General features: G+C 59.3%; 17 protein-coding genes and 1 pseudogene. 6 read left to right on the top strand and 12 right to left on the bottom strand.

The features are described from left to right. Nucleotides 1-21 precede the first annotated feature (21 nt). Nucleotides 22-1614: a peptide ABC transporter substrate-binding protein gene (locus tag QFZ88_RS28755; protein WP_245317378.1), complete on the bottom strand. Its 1593-nt coding sequence runs from the start codon at nt 1612-1614 to the stop codon at nt 22-24. A gap of 114 nt (nt 1615-1728) precedes the next feature. Further along, nucleotides 1729-2649 carry a LysR family transcriptional regulator gene (locus tag QFZ88_RS28750; RefSeq protein ID WP_083237606.1) on the bottom strand — a complete coding sequence of 307 codons (921 nt, stop codon included), beginning with the start codon at nt 2647-2649 and terminating at the stop codon, nt 1729-1731. Nucleotides 2650-3027: 378 nt separating this feature from the next. On the opposite strand from QFZ88_RS28750, the gene QFZ88_RS28745 reads away from it, so the two are divergent. Together QFZ88_RS28745 and QFZ88_RS28740 are read left to right on the top strand one after the other, a co-directional pair. Then, a protein-coding gene (locus tag QFZ88_RS28745) for an IS5 family transposase (RefSeq protein WP_139116415.1) occupies nt 3028-3785 on the top strand; the annotation gives its coding sequence in 2 pieces (ribosomal slippage) (nt 3028-3352 and nt 3352-3785; 759 coding nt in all). Between the two features lie 79 nt (nt 3786-3864). Beyond that, nucleotides 3865-4365 (top strand): substrate-binding domain-containing protein, encoded by a 501-nt coding sequence (locus QFZ88_RS28740; protein ID WP_065996673.1) that lies wholly within the window; start codon nt 3865-3867, stop codon nt 4363-4365. A gap of 394 nt (nt 4366-4759) precedes the next feature. On the opposite strand, the gene QFZ88_RS28735 is transcribed toward QFZ88_RS28740, so the two are convergent. Both QFZ88_RS28735 and QFZ88_RS28730 read right to left on the bottom strand, forming a co-directional pair. Then, a complete protein-coding gene (locus QFZ88_RS28735) occupies nt 4760-5128 on the bottom strand; it encodes a hypothetical protein (protein ID WP_065996672.1) in 369 nt (122 codons plus the stop codon). A gap of 213 nt (nt 5129-5341) precedes the next feature. Next, nucleotides 5342-6127: a PTS sugar transporter subunit IIA gene (locus tag QFZ88_RS28730; protein WP_179654410.1), complete on the bottom strand. Its 786-nt coding sequence runs from the start codon at nt 6125-6127 to the stop codon at nt 5342-5344. Between the two features lie 702 nt (nt 6128-6829). On the opposite strand from QFZ88_RS28730, the gene QFZ88_RS28725 reads away from it, so the two are divergent. The 3 genes from QFZ88_RS28725 (at nt 6830) to QFZ88_RS28715 (ending at nt 8400) form a co-directional block, all read left to right on the top strand. Beyond that, a complete protein-coding gene (locus QFZ88_RS28725) occupies nt 6830-7189 on the top strand; it encodes a CidA/LrgA family protein (protein ID WP_065996670.1) in 360 nt (119 codons plus the stop codon). A 4-nt stretch (nt 7190-7193) separates the two neighbouring features. Next, nucleotides 7194-7910 (top strand): LrgB family protein, encoded by a 717-nt coding sequence (locus QFZ88_RS28720; protein WP_065996669.1) that lies wholly within the window; start codon nt 7194-7196, stop codon nt 7908-7910. Between the two features lie 190 nt (nt 7911-8100). Further along, complete coding sequence (locus tag QFZ88_RS28715; RefSeq protein WP_065996668.1) at nt 8101-8400, top strand: hypothetical protein; 300 nt, start codon at nt 8101-8103, stop codon at nt 8398-8400. A 427-nt stretch (nt 8401-8827) separates the two neighbouring features. On the opposite strand, the pseudogene QFZ88_RS28710 reads toward QFZ88_RS28715, so the two are convergent. Both QFZ88_RS28710 and QFZ88_RS28705 read right to left on the bottom strand, forming a co-directional pair. Further along, a pseudogene (locus QFZ88_RS28710) lies at nt 8828-9067 on the bottom strand (fasciclin domain-containing protein); the annotation flags it as partial. Nucleotides 9068-9316: 249 nt separating this feature from the next. After that, the gene (locus tag QFZ88_RS28705; protein WP_065996666.1) at nt 9317-9703 is read right to left on the bottom strand and encodes a DUF2147 domain-containing protein; all 387 of its coding nucleotides are present in this window, start codon (nt 9701-9703) and stop codon (nt 9317-9319) included. A 174-nt stretch (nt 9704-9877) separates the two neighbouring features. On the opposite strand from QFZ88_RS28705, the gene QFZ88_RS28700 reads away from it, so the two are divergent. Next, the gene (locus QFZ88_RS28700) at nt 9878-10288 is read left to right on the top strand and encodes a DUF2177 family protein (protein ID WP_065996665.1); all 411 of its coding nucleotides are present in this window, start codon (nt 9878-9880) and stop codon (nt 10286-10288) included. On the opposite strand, the gene QFZ88_RS28695 is transcribed toward QFZ88_RS28700, so the two are convergent. Genes QFZ88_RS28695 through QFZ88_RS28670 form a run of 6 tightly spaced genes read right to left on the bottom strand, consistent with a single transcriptional unit; the run spans nt 10272 to nt 14850 of the window. Beyond that, entirely contained in the window at nt 10272-10847 is a 576-nt protein-coding gene (locus QFZ88_RS28695) for a hypothetical protein (RefSeq protein WP_065996664.1), read from the bottom strand. The two genes, QFZ88_RS28700 and QFZ88_RS28695, sit on opposite strands and share 17 nt — an antisense overlap. 8 nt (nt 10848-10855) lie before the next feature. Continuing rightward, nucleotides 10856-11884: an SAM-dependent methyltransferase gene (locus QFZ88_RS28690; protein WP_065996663.1), complete on the bottom strand. Its 1029-nt coding sequence runs from the start codon at nt 11882-11884 to the stop codon at nt 10856-10858. Continuing rightward, nucleotides 11881-12714, bottom strand: coding sequence for a DUF1295 domain-containing protein (locus QFZ88_RS28685; protein WP_065996709.1), 834 nt, complete (start codon nt 12712-12714; stop codon nt 11881-11883). Before QFZ88_RS28685 ends, QFZ88_RS28690 begins: the two co-directional genes overlap by 4 nt. Next, nucleotides 12711-13568 (bottom strand): alpha/beta hydrolase, encoded by an 858-nt coding sequence (locus QFZ88_RS28680; protein ID WP_065996662.1) that lies wholly within the window; start codon nt 13566-13568, stop codon nt 12711-12713. The genes QFZ88_RS28685 and QFZ88_RS28680 overlap by 4 nt, the downstream gene beginning before the upstream one ends. Before the next feature lie 53 nt (nt 13569-13621). Further along, entirely contained in the window at nt 13622-14272 is a 651-nt protein-coding gene (locus QFZ88_RS28675; RefSeq protein ID WP_065996661.1) for a ChrR family anti-sigma-E factor, read from the bottom strand. After that, a complete protein-coding gene (locus QFZ88_RS28670; protein WP_065996708.1) occupies nt 14269-14850 on the bottom strand; it encodes a sigma-70 family RNA polymerase sigma factor in 582 nt (193 codons plus the stop codon). The genes QFZ88_RS28675 and QFZ88_RS28670 overlap by 4 nt, the downstream gene beginning before the upstream one ends. Nucleotides 14851-15016 lie beyond the last annotated feature (166 nt).

Raw genomic sequence — 15016 nt, 5'->3', positions numbered from 1 at the left:
ATCCACCCATTCCCGACGGTTCTATTCGATATTGGCTTCACCAATATGGTATAAATCCAGAACACCCTCGTGCTGAAGGTTCTTGACGTTTGGCTTGATCAGCCACAGGTCAGTCGGATTGTAGAGGGGGATCATAGGTGCCGCGTCTTCCAGGATCTTGTTGGCGGCCTTGAAGATCTCGATCCGCTTTGCTGGATCGGTCTCTACATTTCCCTTCGCAACCAGGTCGGCGAATTCGGGCGTCGTGAAATGGTTGTTGCGATAATCGCCGATGAAGAGCTCGCCGAACCAATTCGCCGGGTCGGAATAGTCCGAATACCACTGATTAATCATGACATCGTAGGGTTCGGTTTTTCGCGATTTGACCCAAGCGCGGTATGCGTTCTCCTCAAGGACATTGATCGTGGCTGTTACCCCGAGATTGTCCTGCCACATCTGCTGAAGGAGCTGGGCAATCAGCGGCTGGCCACGATTGGCCGAAGCAGTGATGGTGAATTGAGGGAAGCCCTTGCCGTCCGGGAACCCGGCCTCGGCCAGCAGCTTCTTCGCATCGTCTACTGATCCCTTCAACGCATCTGCAGTGTTACTGCCCGCGATCGACGCAGGCAGGACTGTGGCTGTCGGATTGGCGGTATCATCGCTCACCGCAGCAACAATCGCCTTGCGGTCGACGGCCAGACTTAGCGCTTGTCGAACCCTTTTGTCATTCCAAGGGGCACGGGTGAGGTCGTACTGTGCCCAGATGGTGCCTGGAATGGCGTACGGCACGAGTTGCGAGGAAAGCTCTGCGTCGGCCTTGACCCGAGGTATGTCTTGGGGCGGAACGCAGGAGGCAAAGTCGATCTCGCTGGCTTCGAAAGCTCGCAATTGTGCCGTGCACAGATCGTCCGAAGCGACCGTTATCTCGATCTTCCCGATCTGCGGCTTCTGACCACCGTAGTATGGATTGGCCTCCATCGTGATCGACTGGTCGTTGATGCGGCTCGCCAGCTTATATGGGCCGTTGGACAGCATGTTCTCTGGCGCGATCCACTTATCGCCTGCCTTCTCCACAACAGCTTTCGGGACCGGGGTCAGGTACGGCAAGGCAAGCTTGGCACGAAAATAGGGAGCCACAACCGATGTCTTGACTTGAAATGTAAATTCGCCAGTCGCCTTGATGCCGACAGCGTCTGGATCCGTGATCTTACCTTTGTTGTAAGCTTCGGCATTTTCGACGTCGCTCAAAAAGGGGGCGACTTCGCTGGCTAGCCTAGGATCGAGAATGCGCTTCCAGGAGTAAACCCAATCTTGGGCCGTGACCGGGTCGCCATTCGACCATTTGTAGGCGGGGTCGAGTGTGATGGTCCATGTTCTGCCATCGGGCGCCAAGTCGATGCTCTTTGCTTGGCGAAGTACCAGATTGCCCTTCTCGTCTATGCGTGCCAATGGCTCGAAGAGCTGGGCATTGACGTAAATGGAGTAGTCCGTCGCCAGGTTGGGGTCCATAAAGCGCGGCTCGCCGGACATCATGCGGAAGGTGTTTGTATTTCCTGCGTGGGCGAGGCCCATTGCCAGGCCGAGCCCAAGGGCAAAGGCGCTGGCTGACGCTGTGATGGTACGTGCCAGTATCATCGAAATCTCCCATTTCATCCCGAGGTCTTTACGGTGTCTCCGTTGGGTCGACGCTATTGGTTCGATGAGGCAATTTCTAATACTGATTTCCCCATTATTGATGCGCTTGCGGCATCAATAGCTGAATACGTCCGGGTTTCGCTCGTTTGCGAGCAAGGTCTTTCGAGCGAGAGCGACAAATTTCTGAAGCGCTTTGGATTTGAGGTCTGGATGCCATGCAGCCACGGTCGCGAACGGCGGAGGATGCTGGTGAAAACGCCGAAGGACGATGTCCTGTCGGATCTTAAGCCAGGCCGCGTCCACATAAACTGATATCCCCATACCAGCGGCTACGAGATTGACGATACCGTCAGAATGGGCTGCTTCCTGCACCACGCGCGGGCGAAAGCCCGCAGACATGCAGAAAGCGTCGACCACATCGATGAATGTGTCCCAAGAGCCGGTCGCTCCCAGCACAAACGGTTCTTCGGCCAGGGCGGTAAGATCGATGGCCGCGGCATCGGCGAGCGCATGCCCCCTCGGCAAAAGGCAGATCAGCCTCTCACGGCGCAGCACTTCATATTCCAAACCCGCGACGAGATGCTCGCCGGAAAGGAAGCCGATGTCTAAGCGCCGCTTGCGCAGGGCGTCGGCCATGTCCGGTGAACTCATAGATCGAAGTTCGATCTCAATTCCTGGATTAAGCGAGCGAAAGTCGCGGATGATCTTCGGCAGTGAGTCATTTATGGCAAAGTCATTGAAGCCAACGGTGAGGGAGCCGAGATCGCCCTCTTCAACCCGGCGGGTGACGCGAATGGCAGCGGCGAGATGCTCAAGAAGATCATTCACCTCGGGAAGGAATACCTGCCCGGCTGCGGTTAGGACCACGGAACGGGTCGTGCGCTCGAAAAGCTGAACGCCGAGCAGTTGTTCCAGGTCGCGGATTGTTCGGCTGAGCGCCGGTTGCGCAATGTTCAGTCGCTCAGCTGCACGCCGAAAATTGCCCTCTTTTGCGACCGCGACGAAGACCCGAAGATGGCGCAGTTCAATGGTCACTTTGCTCTCTATGCCGCTGGACGGCGTCTGTAGTGTCCGTTCAAGCCGATGGACGGCTCAGTATGCTCAAGGATCTTTTCTTTTTTAAGGTCGAGCCGGGCAAAACGCTACCTCCCTCGACCAACCCCGCACCAGCGCTTCGAGAGTTTCGCGTCGTCGGGTCGTTTGCTCGTTTCCACCCTAGTCGAACTTGGCCTGATCCTGTCATCGATCTGGGTCCACCTGGCATAGTCTATGGAATGACCACCAACACAGGACCGAACACCTCGCGTCATGTTGGAAGTGACGTTGCCGAAGATGGTCGGGCCGACCTAGGCTCAGGACCCATTGATTTGAAGTGCTGGCTATGATTCAGGCTGGTGTGCAGGAGCCTGACTGATGAGTAATTTGTTTTGGCTGACGGACGAGCAAATGGCTCGTCTCCAGCCCTATTTTCCCAAGAGCCATGGCCGCCAGCGCGTTGATGATCGGCGCGTTCTGAGTGGCATCATCTTCGTCAACCGCAATGGGCTCAGGTGGTGCGATGCGCCGAAGGAATACGGCCCTGCAAAGACGCTTTATAATCGTTGGAAGCGCTGGGGCGACAAAGGTATCTTTATCCAGATGATGGAAGGCCTGGCTGTGCCTGAGGCTCCGGAGCGCAAGACGATCATGATCGACGCGACCTATCTCAAGGCCCACCGCACGGCTTCCAGCCTGCGGGTAAAAAAGGGGGCGCTGGCCGCCTGATTGGACGCACGAAAGGCGGCATGAACACCAAGCTTCATGCCGTAACGGATGCGAATGGTCGCCCGATCAGCTTCTTCATAACAGCAGGTCAGGTCAGCGATTACACCGGCGCTGTCGCCTTGCTTGACGAGCTTCCCAAGGCCAAATGGCTGCTGGCCGACCGGTATGATGCCGACTGGTTTCGTGACGCTTTACAGGCGAAGGGCATCACTCCCTGCATTCCGGGCAGGAAATCCCGGAATAAGACCATCAAATACGACAAGCGGCGCTACAAACGACGCAACCGGATCGAGGTCATGTTCGGGCGTCTCAAAGACTGGCGGCGTGTCGCTACACGCTACGACAGGTGTCCAATGGCCTTCTTCTCCGCCATCTCTCTGGCTGCAACCGTAATCTTCTGGCTATGAGCAATGAGTCCTGAGCCTAGTAACCGCGATACAATCCTGCGGGCGGCTCCGCCCCCCGCTCGGCCGCTATGGCGCGGCGGTGGTCGAGGTCATCGATTGCGCCTTCGACGTCGACAGGCAGATCGCCGAATTGAACGGCCCCATCGGTAGCGCCAGGGCGGCCGATGCCCATCGCGCGATAGCGGCGGCGGGGAAGAAGCTTCTGCTGCTCGACAACGCACCGACCGGCATGCTGCCGGGCAAGGACTATGTCAGCGTTATTTCCACCGACAATTTCGGCCTCGGGCAGATTGGGGCGGAACTGCTGGCGGGGCACGTTGCCCAAGGTGGCACGGTTGGCGTTCTTGCCTATGGGGTGGATTTCTTTGCCACGCACGACCGCGAGATCGCTTTCCGCAAGTGGATGGCCACCCATCGGCCGGATTTGTCACTGGTGCGCGGCAAGTTCGCCGATGTGACGCAGGCCAAGGCCGCGACCGCCGGGCTGCTGCAGGGAAATCCCGACCTAGCCGGCCTGTTCGCTGTTTGGGACGTGAGGCGGCAATTCACGCTCCCCTGCTGCTACGGATCTGGCGCTTGATGTACGGCAGCGTATCCTCCACGAGAATTTCTCGTCGGCGAGCATAGGCCGCAAACACATTCCTGGTTTCCTCGGTAAGAACGCGCGTCGAAGGCATTGGTTGCAGCAGACTGAGGGCACTATTCGCCCCGCTCCTGCATATCCTAGGTCAACGCCAACCCTAGCACTGAACTGACCAAGGAACTGAACGCAATGGCCGGGCGCGAAAGAGCAACCGATTTCTGAACAGAAGGTTTTTTCGCCCTCGAACTCGCCGCTGCACGTCGAGCCTCCGCATGGCCAATCTCGATAGCGTGCAGTTTCCATTCCGGGAGTGGAGGCTCGGCACGCTTGATGACTGGCAGCATAATAGAGCCGCGAATGGATGCTTTCACTTTGCTAGTTCCTCACCTTGCTATCGGGGCTTGCCTTCGGCGGCGCTCGCCCCGCCGTCAGGAAGGTTCGGCAGCGGGTCATCCTCGACATAGGCACCCGGTTGCCTATTGGGCGCCGAAGCGTGGGCATCCTTCGAACGTTCAGAGATTGCGGGGCCAGCCCCCGCTATCTGCTCGGTAGAAGGGCTGGGCGATCCTTCAAACGGTAGACTTTGACCGTCGGAATGCCGGGGCTTTTCGTCCACGTCATCGACGGGCTCAGAATTGCCGAACGGCGTCGGCGGCAACTTGTTGGTAGCGGTGCCCTGCGAAACATCTTCGTTCGCGTCGGGCTGCTTCTTCTCCACCGGCTCGCGGGCACCTGTCTCGTAATTTGGGTCGTCGGGCATGGTTGATTCCTCCAGACCAGACGAACACCGGTGGTGGCGGAAAGGTTCCGCCGGTTTCGATCACTGTGAGTTTCAGAAGAAAGTCACCCTTCCCGCAGTCTCTTCGCCCCAACGAGTTGGATCTTCATTAGCGGCAACCGAGACCGCTAGAAAAGCTGCCGCCACGCAGATGACCAGAGCAACGGAGATCGGGAGATTGTGCATGGTCACTATCTACCGTTGGCCAGTTCTTGATCGAAGGTCGTTTGGCGCGGTGCCCACTCTCGCAAGCCGGCACGACGCTCTAAGGTCAGAAGCAGGTTCTGACGACGTCGGATCATCGCCGTCGGATGGATGGACGATCTTTTCTTCAAAGACTTCGATGCAGGCAAGAGCTTCCGCTGGCGTTTTGGTCAATCGGAGGCTCTCGCGGAGTCCTTCGTCCCTCAGAAGGCGGCTGACGTGGGCCAAGGCGCGCAGAAAGCCCGCGCTATCGACCTTCGGCCACAAAATGGCGAGCAGCAGGTCCACCGGCCGTTCGTCCGGCGCGTCGAACCAGACCGGGCGCCGCAAAGTCGCGAGCACCGCCTGCGGCTGCGAAATTCCCTCAAGCCGCGCATGGGGAATCGCAACGCCATGTCCGATAGCGGTCGAGCCGAGGCGCTCACGGCGAAGCATTGCCGCAAGAACGGCACCGCGACTCAACCCAGCCTGGTCGCCGAGCCGGGCAGCCAATCTGACGAGCGTCGACCGCTTGTCGTTGGCCGGCAAGCCCAACACGACATTTTGCTCAGCAAGGAAAGCGACGATGTTCGTCCGATAAGGCGTGGCCTCGCCGAAGCCCTGTCCGGAGAACGCTTTCGGATCGTCAACTGCGCCGAAGTCGAGAAAGTCGCCTGTGCCCGCCCTGGATGCGAAACCGGCATACGGGTCGCGACTGCCTCGGTCATTGAAATCCCGGACTGAAACGATGTTGGCGAAGGCATCGTCTCGCTGCATTCGGCTCAACGGGATGTTCATAGCTGTGCATCCCTCGATGCCAAACGGGCAATCGGGGAATGACGCGGAGACGGATGATCCGTCAACATTGAAGGCACCACCATCATGGCAATGCACCAAGGACATCTGGCGGCGGCTCTCGGCAGCGAGCGGTTGCAGAAATGGCAGATATGCCGTGAACGGGATATTCTCATGTCACGCTCCATCGATGCAGCGCTCTCAGCGCCGCAGGAATGAACCGCAATTTAGGGAATGTCCCGGAGCAGGATTACGTGCGGAATCAAGGAGTGAAAGACCTGCTCCGGGAAGACACGCGCCCTTCCCCTGCAAGCCTCGAAATCTTGATGTATGTATCCATGTGCATACATTTCATATATATGTTTATTTTGAGATTTCAAGTTTGTGAAATATTTTCATAACCGACCAATGGGCGAATATGCATAAAAATGTTATTTCTAAATATTATTACATAGAGAACCAGGACTAATATTTTATCTGCTCTTCTTCTGCGCTAGATTTCTTCCTACTAGCCTACTTCAAATCAGCCGAGGCTTGAAGGCAGCCAAGCGCGCCAGCATTGACGGATCGAGGAAACTCCGCTCTCTCGTTTTCGGTAGATGCCGCTGAGCCCGAAGCAGAAATATGCTGAATTTTGTCAAATAGACGTTCTGTCTGGTTCGACATAGGCTGGCTGTCGAGCTCGGCCCCGTCAAAGGATCGCCAATGATTAAGGGGATTGCCTTACTTCTGTTGTTTCAGCTTGTCGGAGAAAGCATCGTTTTCAGTTCCGGCATTCCCTTGCCGGGCCCCGTTGTGGGACTGGTTCTGCTTTTCATTGCAATGCAGCTGAGTGAGGTGGCAGGGATCGGCTTGTTCAACGAGGCAGAAACCGCAGCCGACGGCTTCCTGAGCAATCTCGGTTTGTTGTTTGTGCCCGCGGGCGTCGGCATCGTGGCGCTGTGGAGCGAGCTACAAAGCCAGGCAATCATCCTGTTGGCGATCCTCGTCGCCTCCGCCCTGTTGACCTTGGCCGCCACCGTCTGGACGTTCATTGCGGTGAAGCGGCTGATGGGCAGGAGCTGAGTGAATGCGACATCCGGCGGAACTATGGGTCTACCTGTCCACGTCGCCGTTGCTGTGGCTGACCCTCACTCTCTTCGCCTGGATCTTTGCGGTCTTTGTTTCCACGCATCTGAACCGCCATCCGCTGGCGAACCCGGTGCTGATCTCCATTGTTCTGTTAGGCGCCGCCTTGCAACTGTCCGGCGAGCCGTACCACAAATTCTTCGAAGGCGCTCAGTATATACATTTCCTTCTCGGGCCGGCCACAGTTGCGATTGCCGTGCCTCTGTTTCGCCAATGGAAACAAGTCAAGCGCATGTTCATGCCGATGATGGCCGCCCTTGCCGTTGGGTCTCTCACGGCACCCGTTTCGGTCATGCTTCTTGGAATGTGGGGCGGCCTTTCGCGCGATGTACTGATCGCCTTTTTGCCCAAGTCGGCCACTGCTGGCATTGCGATGGCCATTTCAGAGTCGTTGGGAGGAAACCCGTCGCTAACGGCGGTCCTGGTCGTTCTCACCGGGATAGCAGGCGCTCTTCTCGTCACTCCGTTCATGAATGCAATGCGCGTCAACGACTATGCCGCTCGCGGCTTCGCAGTCGGGCTTACCTCTCACGGCATCGGGACGGCGCGGGCGTTCGACGTCGATGAGACCGCCGGGCTTTTCGCCGGTATCGCTATGGCTCTGACCGCGATCTCGACCTCTCTGATCGTTCCGCTCCTCGTCAGAGCGTTCCTGTAGAATATGCATCGCCGCTGCCACCCGGTTGAGCCGCGGCCGCACGCAGCCCGTGACGCGCTTTTAGCGAAGGGCGGGGCGCGGCTGGCACATCCGGAACGCATGACGTAAGGTACCAAGGGTACATTCCAACGGCCGAACGGCCCCGTGCGGTCGACGGACACAATGGGGCTATTTCAATCCGGAGAACGCAATGATTTCGGCTTCGCAATGTCGTGCGGCAAGAGCTTTGGTTGAAATCACGCGTGGCAAGCTAAGCCTCAGGTCAGGAGTCGACGAAAAGGTCATCCATGACTTCGAGCGCCAGATCAGCAAGCCTGACGACAGGATCATCGAGACGCTCAGGTCTACGCTCGAGGACTTCGGGGCAGTGTTCATCGGCGAGAACGGAGGCGGCATCGGTGTAAGACTGAAGTTTACCGCAGCCGAAGCTCGTCAGATCGCCCGTCTTGAAGGCGAAGGTGGGGTCGTCGCGAACGACAGAGTACCATAACGGAGCCGTTCATCGCATGGCCCGCAAGTGCCTTGCAACATCGTCGAATGGCATCCACGCGGACATCGCGATTTTGGAAAGCCGCCCTTTCCCTTCGATCGCGGATAACCGGGATTTCGGTTATCCGCCTGTCCGTCATATAGGTGCGCCCGGCGAACGGCTGCGCCTCCAGCAGGGTGTCAGTCAGCAATTCGGCCGGCGCTTCGAACAACGGGCTGCCGGCGGCGCAATGGGAGCGAGGCACGTTCCGCGTATGTCGCTGCCAATCGGGGCGTAGTCGCTCGATTGCACGACACACCCGCCAGCAGAGCGTAAAAACTGTAAAGCCCACAAGGGCGACCCGATATGCTTGAAAACCATCCACAATGGTTCATCGCCAGCACGAGTTGGCCGGGCCGGCTTGAGGTGCAGCCGGCCGGGCAACAGTTTACGACTTTGGCAGCAGAACCTTGTCGATGACGTGGATCACGCCATTCGACTGCTTGACGTCGGCGATGGTGACATGGGCCGTGTCGCCGTTCTCGTCGGTCACGGTCACGTGGCCATTCTTGTCGCGAAGCGTCAGCATGCAGCCGTCGACCGTCTTGACCTTGTGAGCGCCCCTGTCGTCCTTGACCATTTTCTTGACGGCCGAAGCAGTCGCGTCGGCGGCAATGACGTGGCAGGTCCTGTCCTTCATCGAGGTGCGGACGATCAGTTTGGTGATGTCTGGCGGCATCATCTTAGTGGCTTCCGGCGAAGACCGAGGCGTAGCGCATGGCGAAGTCCGACCTTGCCCGTCGGCAAGCACTTGCGCCGCAATGCAGCGTTCTCTCGTCGCCACCCCCAACGTATTCAATCAGAGCGATCGTATGCCCCGATTTTGCCCGCCCCGTTGCTCCATCGGGCGACGTACCGACAATGCATCCGAAGATATTCATCCACCCTTCGCAGGAGTCCAGTTGACACCCCGGCAGAGCAGGCCGCCCAGAATGCAGCCGCGCGTGGTAAGACTGGTGCTGTTCACAATCACGGTTATGCGATAGGTTTTCTGCCGTTTAGGGTCGTAGGCCGTTCCAGTCAGTTCGGAGTCGGACTTGCGGTCAAGCGACATGACGAGGCGGTCTCCGACTTCCTCGCCCTTGCTCGTGTCCTTAATCCACAAATTGGTGGCGCAGAGTTTTGAGCCGCACGGGGCGATCCTGACGCGCGCATTGCCATCGTCACGGAGCCAAACGCCGTCCGGACTACGCTCCTGCGCGGCCAGAGCAGAGCAGCCTGCGAGCGAGATGTAGCAAAGTGCTGCAATGCGCCTCATCATCATGGTTCGATCTCCGAAGGGGCTTCATACGTTTCTACGAAGGACTTTCCCTTCCGGATCACATGCCTGACGCCGAGCAATCCGCGCAGGACGCGCATTTGGAACGTCGGCTTCAGTGATCCGAACACCATGCGAGCGCGTAAGTACGTTTGTCTCCAGCGGTGGAAGGAACGCTTCTTGAGAACCTACGGTATCGCTTACATCGCGACAGGTCTGGTGTTTCTCGCCATCGACGCGGTCTGGCTGACCGTTGCGGCGCAACGGCTGTATCGGCCTTTGATGGGCGAGATGCTGGTCGAAAGCTTCAGGCTCGCGCCGGCGGCGCTCTTCTATCTCATCTACATCGCCGGCATCGTCGTTTTCGCTATCGCGCCCGCCTTAGCCAGCGACAGATGGACGACGGCCACTTCGTACGGGGCGTTCCTCGGGCTTTTCGCCTATGCGACCTATGACCTAACCAATCAGGCGACGCTGAAAAATTGGCCGATTATGGTGACAGTCGCCGATCTTTTCTGGGGAACGTTCCTGACCGCGGTTGCGGCGACCGCCGGCTTCCTGATCGCCCGCGCTTTTACCGCCGCCCATTAGGGCGGCTCAGCAGCCCGGATGCGATCAGCCCCACGAAGATTGTGAGCGTGCCGGCGCTCATAGCGTTCAACCGGAAAAACGCCTGGTATTCGGCTGGTGTATAGAGGTGGAAAGGCGTGCCATACGCCCCGTCCAGCCCCAGATAAACAAGCAGGGCCACACCGATCAGGATAAAGGCGACAACCCTCTCCGAGGTCTTGAAGAACGTCGCCGCGATCAGCGCGCACGGAATGAGGAAAATCTCGACCCCTGACGCTTGGCCGAACGCTTTCGCGCTGAGAACCGTGTTGGCTATGCCAACGATCGGAAGAAGCGCGCGACCCGCTACAGGCCATCGTCTGGCCACTGCCGGCACGGCCAGAAAAAACGGCGTCGACAGGAACGTGAAAAAGACCGGCGAGACGTGGCCGCTGACCGTCCAATAGACATACAACGGATAAAAAGGCTGGTTGGACGCAACGACCAGGGCAATCAGGTTGCAGGACGCGACCGTGGGATCGTCATGGGCGGCATAGGCCGCAACTCGTTCCCAGACTTTGCGAACAAAGATGAAAGCCATCCCGCGCACTATGCCGGGCGCAGCAGATAATGGCTTACGCCCCATTCCTTGCCGCCGGCATGCCCGAATAGCCCCGCCGTCGCCAGATAGAACAGACGCCAGCGTTGCCGCCAGAGCGCGGCGTCGGCGCCGTAGACCTCACCCAGGATGCTATCGATCCGCTCGCGGTTTTCATCGTAGCGCGCGAGCCAGTCCACCGCCGTCTTCTGATAGTGAAGTCCGCTCCAGCGCCAATCCCGTTCAACCGCGAAGCAGTTCGGAAAATGCCGGATCAGGCCGTGGCTCGGCATGACGCCGCCGGTGAAAAAATGCTGGGCGATCCAGTCCGCGTCGTTCTTGTGGTCGAAACGGTAGGGGCTGTTCTTGTGGCTGAATACGTGAATAAACAGCCGCCCCTTCTCGGGTTCCAACCACGTCCTGATGCGACCGAGGAGCTCTTTCCAGTTCGACATATGCTCGAACATCTCGACCGAGACGATCCTGTCGTACGTCCCGTCGGCCATGAAGGCGTTCATATCCGCGGTAATGACACGGACATTGGCGAGGCCGCGCTCGGCTGCCTGCGCCTCGATATAGCGCCGCTGCGGCGCGGAATTCGAGACAGCTGTGACGGTCGAACAAGGAAAGCGCTCGGCCATGAACAGTGTCAGCGACCCCCAGCCGCAACCAAGTTCGAGGATCGATTGTCCATCGGCGAGATCGGCGTGCGCGGCCGTTTCCTCAAGCGCCAGACGCTCGGCATCGGCCAGCGTTTCCTGGCCCGTGGGATAAAGACAGCAGGAATATTTGCGGCGCGGCCCAAGCGTGAGAGCGAAGAACTCGGGAGGCAGTTCATAATGCTGCTCGTTGGCGGCGTCGGCATGTTCGGCTATCGGGTGTTCCGTCATTGCCCGCGCGAACTCTTCTTCCTCCCGGCTGGAGGCGGCGGCCAGCTTCCGTCTCGTGCGCCCGACCAGGAACGCGATGCCCGCGCGCGCCAACGGGTCGGGGAGCGGCGTGCGTTCGGCGGCGCGGATCACCGAGGAAATCAAGCTCATCGGATGCTCCCATTGTTGCCGGCTTCGCCGATAGCGTGTTGTCGGCCGGGCCAGAAAGCGTTGACGCGGTCCTGGTATTCCCAGAAGGCCTTGCCGCGGGAGCGCAGCATGTGTGCTTCCAGCGGCGGAATTCCGGAGGCGTGGACAAGAAGCCAGTACATCAGCAACGGCCCGGCGAAGGCGAGCCAGCCCTGCGGATAGGCGCCTGTGAGGTCGACCGCGACAATTGCGTAGGCGAGCCAGCCTAGCCACTCGAAAAAATAGTTCGGATGGCGCGACATCCCCCACAGGCCCGCGTCGCAAACCTTGTCCCTGTTTGCAGGGTTTGCGCGAAAGGCGGCAAGCTGACGGTCGGCGATCGTTTCTCCAATCACCGCCACGATCAGGATGGCGACGCCGAGCCAGTCCAGCGTCCTGAGCCCGGGCGTCGGGTTGTGCGCGGCGAGCATGATCGAAAGCGCCAGTACCAGCGCGGCCAGTGCCTGGATCTGCAGAAACCAGAAGAGGCGGGTGTTGAAGGCGTCCCCCCACTCTTCACGCAATTGGCCGTAGCGAGGGTCATCGCCGCCGCGAGCGGTGCGCGTCGCGATGTGGATACCAAGACGCAGCGACCAGAAAAGCGCCAGCAGCGCTACGAGCACCTGGCGGAATGTCATTTCGGCGTCAGCGAACGGGACAAGGGCCACCGCCGCACCGAACACGCCGGTTGCGAACGACCAGATCGCATCGATCCAGCCGCACCGGCCGGTGCGAAGCGCCACGAGCCATGCCCCCGCCATTGTTGCCGATAGGCAAACCGCGAGTGCGACAATGGCGGTCGCGGCCGTCATGCCGTCCTGCCCCGCGCCGCCGTCCAATCCGAAAGCGCACCGGGACGGCTGTGTTTCAAGGCAAAACCGACGACATCGTCGAGAACCGGCGCCAGGAACCGCAAAGGACGCGCGAATGCGCCGATCAGCGTTCGGTGGTTGACATGGTCGTAAAGCTTGGTTTCGGCATCACCACCAAGCAATCTTATGCGTTCGGCGAGCCGAGACGTATTGCCGGGATCGACACTCCGGTCATTCCTTCCGGTTGCCAGGAACGACGGTGGCGCATCCAGCCCGACGAAGTTGATCGGTTGCGTGGCGGCGAGATATTTCTCCGGCCCGAATATTTCCTTCAGAGTCTGGCTGTGAAGCGGCAGGAAGTCGTAAGGTCCTGCGAGGCCGATCATGGCGTTGAGATCACGGCTGGCATCCAGATTGACCCGCGCAAGCCATTTCCGGTCGAACGCCAGCATCGCTGCGATATGGGCGCCGGCGGAATGACCCATGACGATGACGCGGCGAGGATCGCCGCCGAATTCCGCAATGTGATCCACGGTCCATCGCAATGCCTCGGCCACGTCTTCGATAAACGCAGGAAAGCGAACTTCCGGGAAAACCCGGTAATCGGGAATGACGGCCGTAAAGCCTCGCGCCGCCAACGCCGAACCGACGAAAAAATAGTCGCCACGCTCGCCTTCCTCCCAACCGCCTCCGTAAAAAAAGACGATGACTGGCGACGGACCGTCCGTGGCTGCCGGATAGATATCAAGGACATGGCGAGGGCGGAGCCCGTAGCGGATAGCACGTCGGGGGTGAGGTGCACCGATCCTGGCGATCGCGTTCAGTAGATCGACCGGCGAAGGAAACCCTTTCATGCGCCGGCCACCTCTCGAGGCGCCTTGGCCATCGGTCCGGCTGCGGCCATCGGTCAGAAGCCCACGATCGGACGCAGGAGGCGGCCCAGAAATCCATGAAGACGCGTGTCGCCTTCGAGGGCTGCCAGGCAGATACAGTCCGATTCCTGACCGACGACGGGACGATGATCGACATCGTCGCCGGCCTCGTCGAGATCGCCCGGAAAGTATTGACCGCGCTCGTCCGACAGCGACCCGGACAGCACCTGCATGAATTCCAGGCCGCTGTGTCCATGAGCCGGAAGATGGAGCCCGGCTCTGCCCTTGAGCAGCATGATTTTGGCGTCAGGGCTGCCGGCGATCCTGACCTTGCTCCATCTGAAACCCGGCCCTAACCATTTCCACGGACCGATCTCGCAGTCCTGCATCGCCCGAGGGAGCTCTATTCCCAAGGCAGGTTGCTTTACCCTCGCCGCTTTTTGTGGCCGCGACGGCAGGTCGGCCTCCAGCCTCTCCATGGTGCGCCCGAACAAATCCGCGGAAAGCGGGGCTGGCGGCATCTCGTCGAGGATCGCGCCGCCAACGGCCTCGAAGCCGACGAGACGGTCACGGCAAACGGCGCAGCGTTCGAGGTGTACGGATACGACCAGCGCCGGTCCGGCGCCCAGCGTCCCGCTCACCGTACGCATCAGCGTTTCGTCGCTGGGATGATGATTGATCGTCATAGATCGCTGTCCAATAGGGTGCGCAGCCGATTCAATGCCAACCGCACGCGGGATTTTACGGTGCCGAGCGGGATGCCGAGCTCGCGGGCGATCTCCGCATGCGGTTTCTCGGCAAAGAAAGAGAGGCGCACAATGGTTGCCTGGTCGCTCGGCAAGCTTGCCAAAGCCTTGCGCACCCCTTCTTCTCGTTCTGACGCGATCGCAATCTCTTCGCCCGACGTCGGGGCATCCGGTTCGTCGCTCGGATCCAAGAGATGATCCGTCGCCCGGGAACGCGCCCGGCGCAATCGGTCGATCCTCTGATTGCGGGCAATCGTGAACACCCATGTCGATGCGCCCGCCCGATCCGGATTAAAATAGGATGCCTTGCGCCATAGAGCGATCATCACTTCCTGTGTCACCTCTTCGGCGATCGAATCTTCGAGACCGGAGCGCATGAGAAAGCTTTTCACGCGCGGCGCGAAATAAGCGAAAAGCCGAGCGAACGCATTGCGATCCCGCTTCTGCGCAACACCACAGATCAGGCTGATCAATTCCTCTGGTGAGGGTGGCGCCTCCTTTTGCCTGGCCTCGTTCAAGAAAATAAGCCTCGCTGCCGGACGGACCTGCCGCATGCGCTTGTCGTCGAACTGTATCTCTGCAGCATCCATTTGCCCTTCATACGCTCGAAACTCGCAACCGGATCAGGTTTCAAGTGATCTATCGAACGTCGGGTTCCGTAAACATTGGCAGTTTGGCGCGTGG

It is taken from the genome of Mesorhizobium sp. YL-MeA3-2017 (genome assembly GCF_030814575.1).
GTDB classification, from domain to species: Bacteria; Pseudomonadota; Alphaproteobacteria; order Rhizobiales; family Rhizobiaceae; genus Mesorhizobium; species Mesorhizobium terrae.
This window is presented reverse-complemented; position numbering and strand designations above follow the sequence as displayed.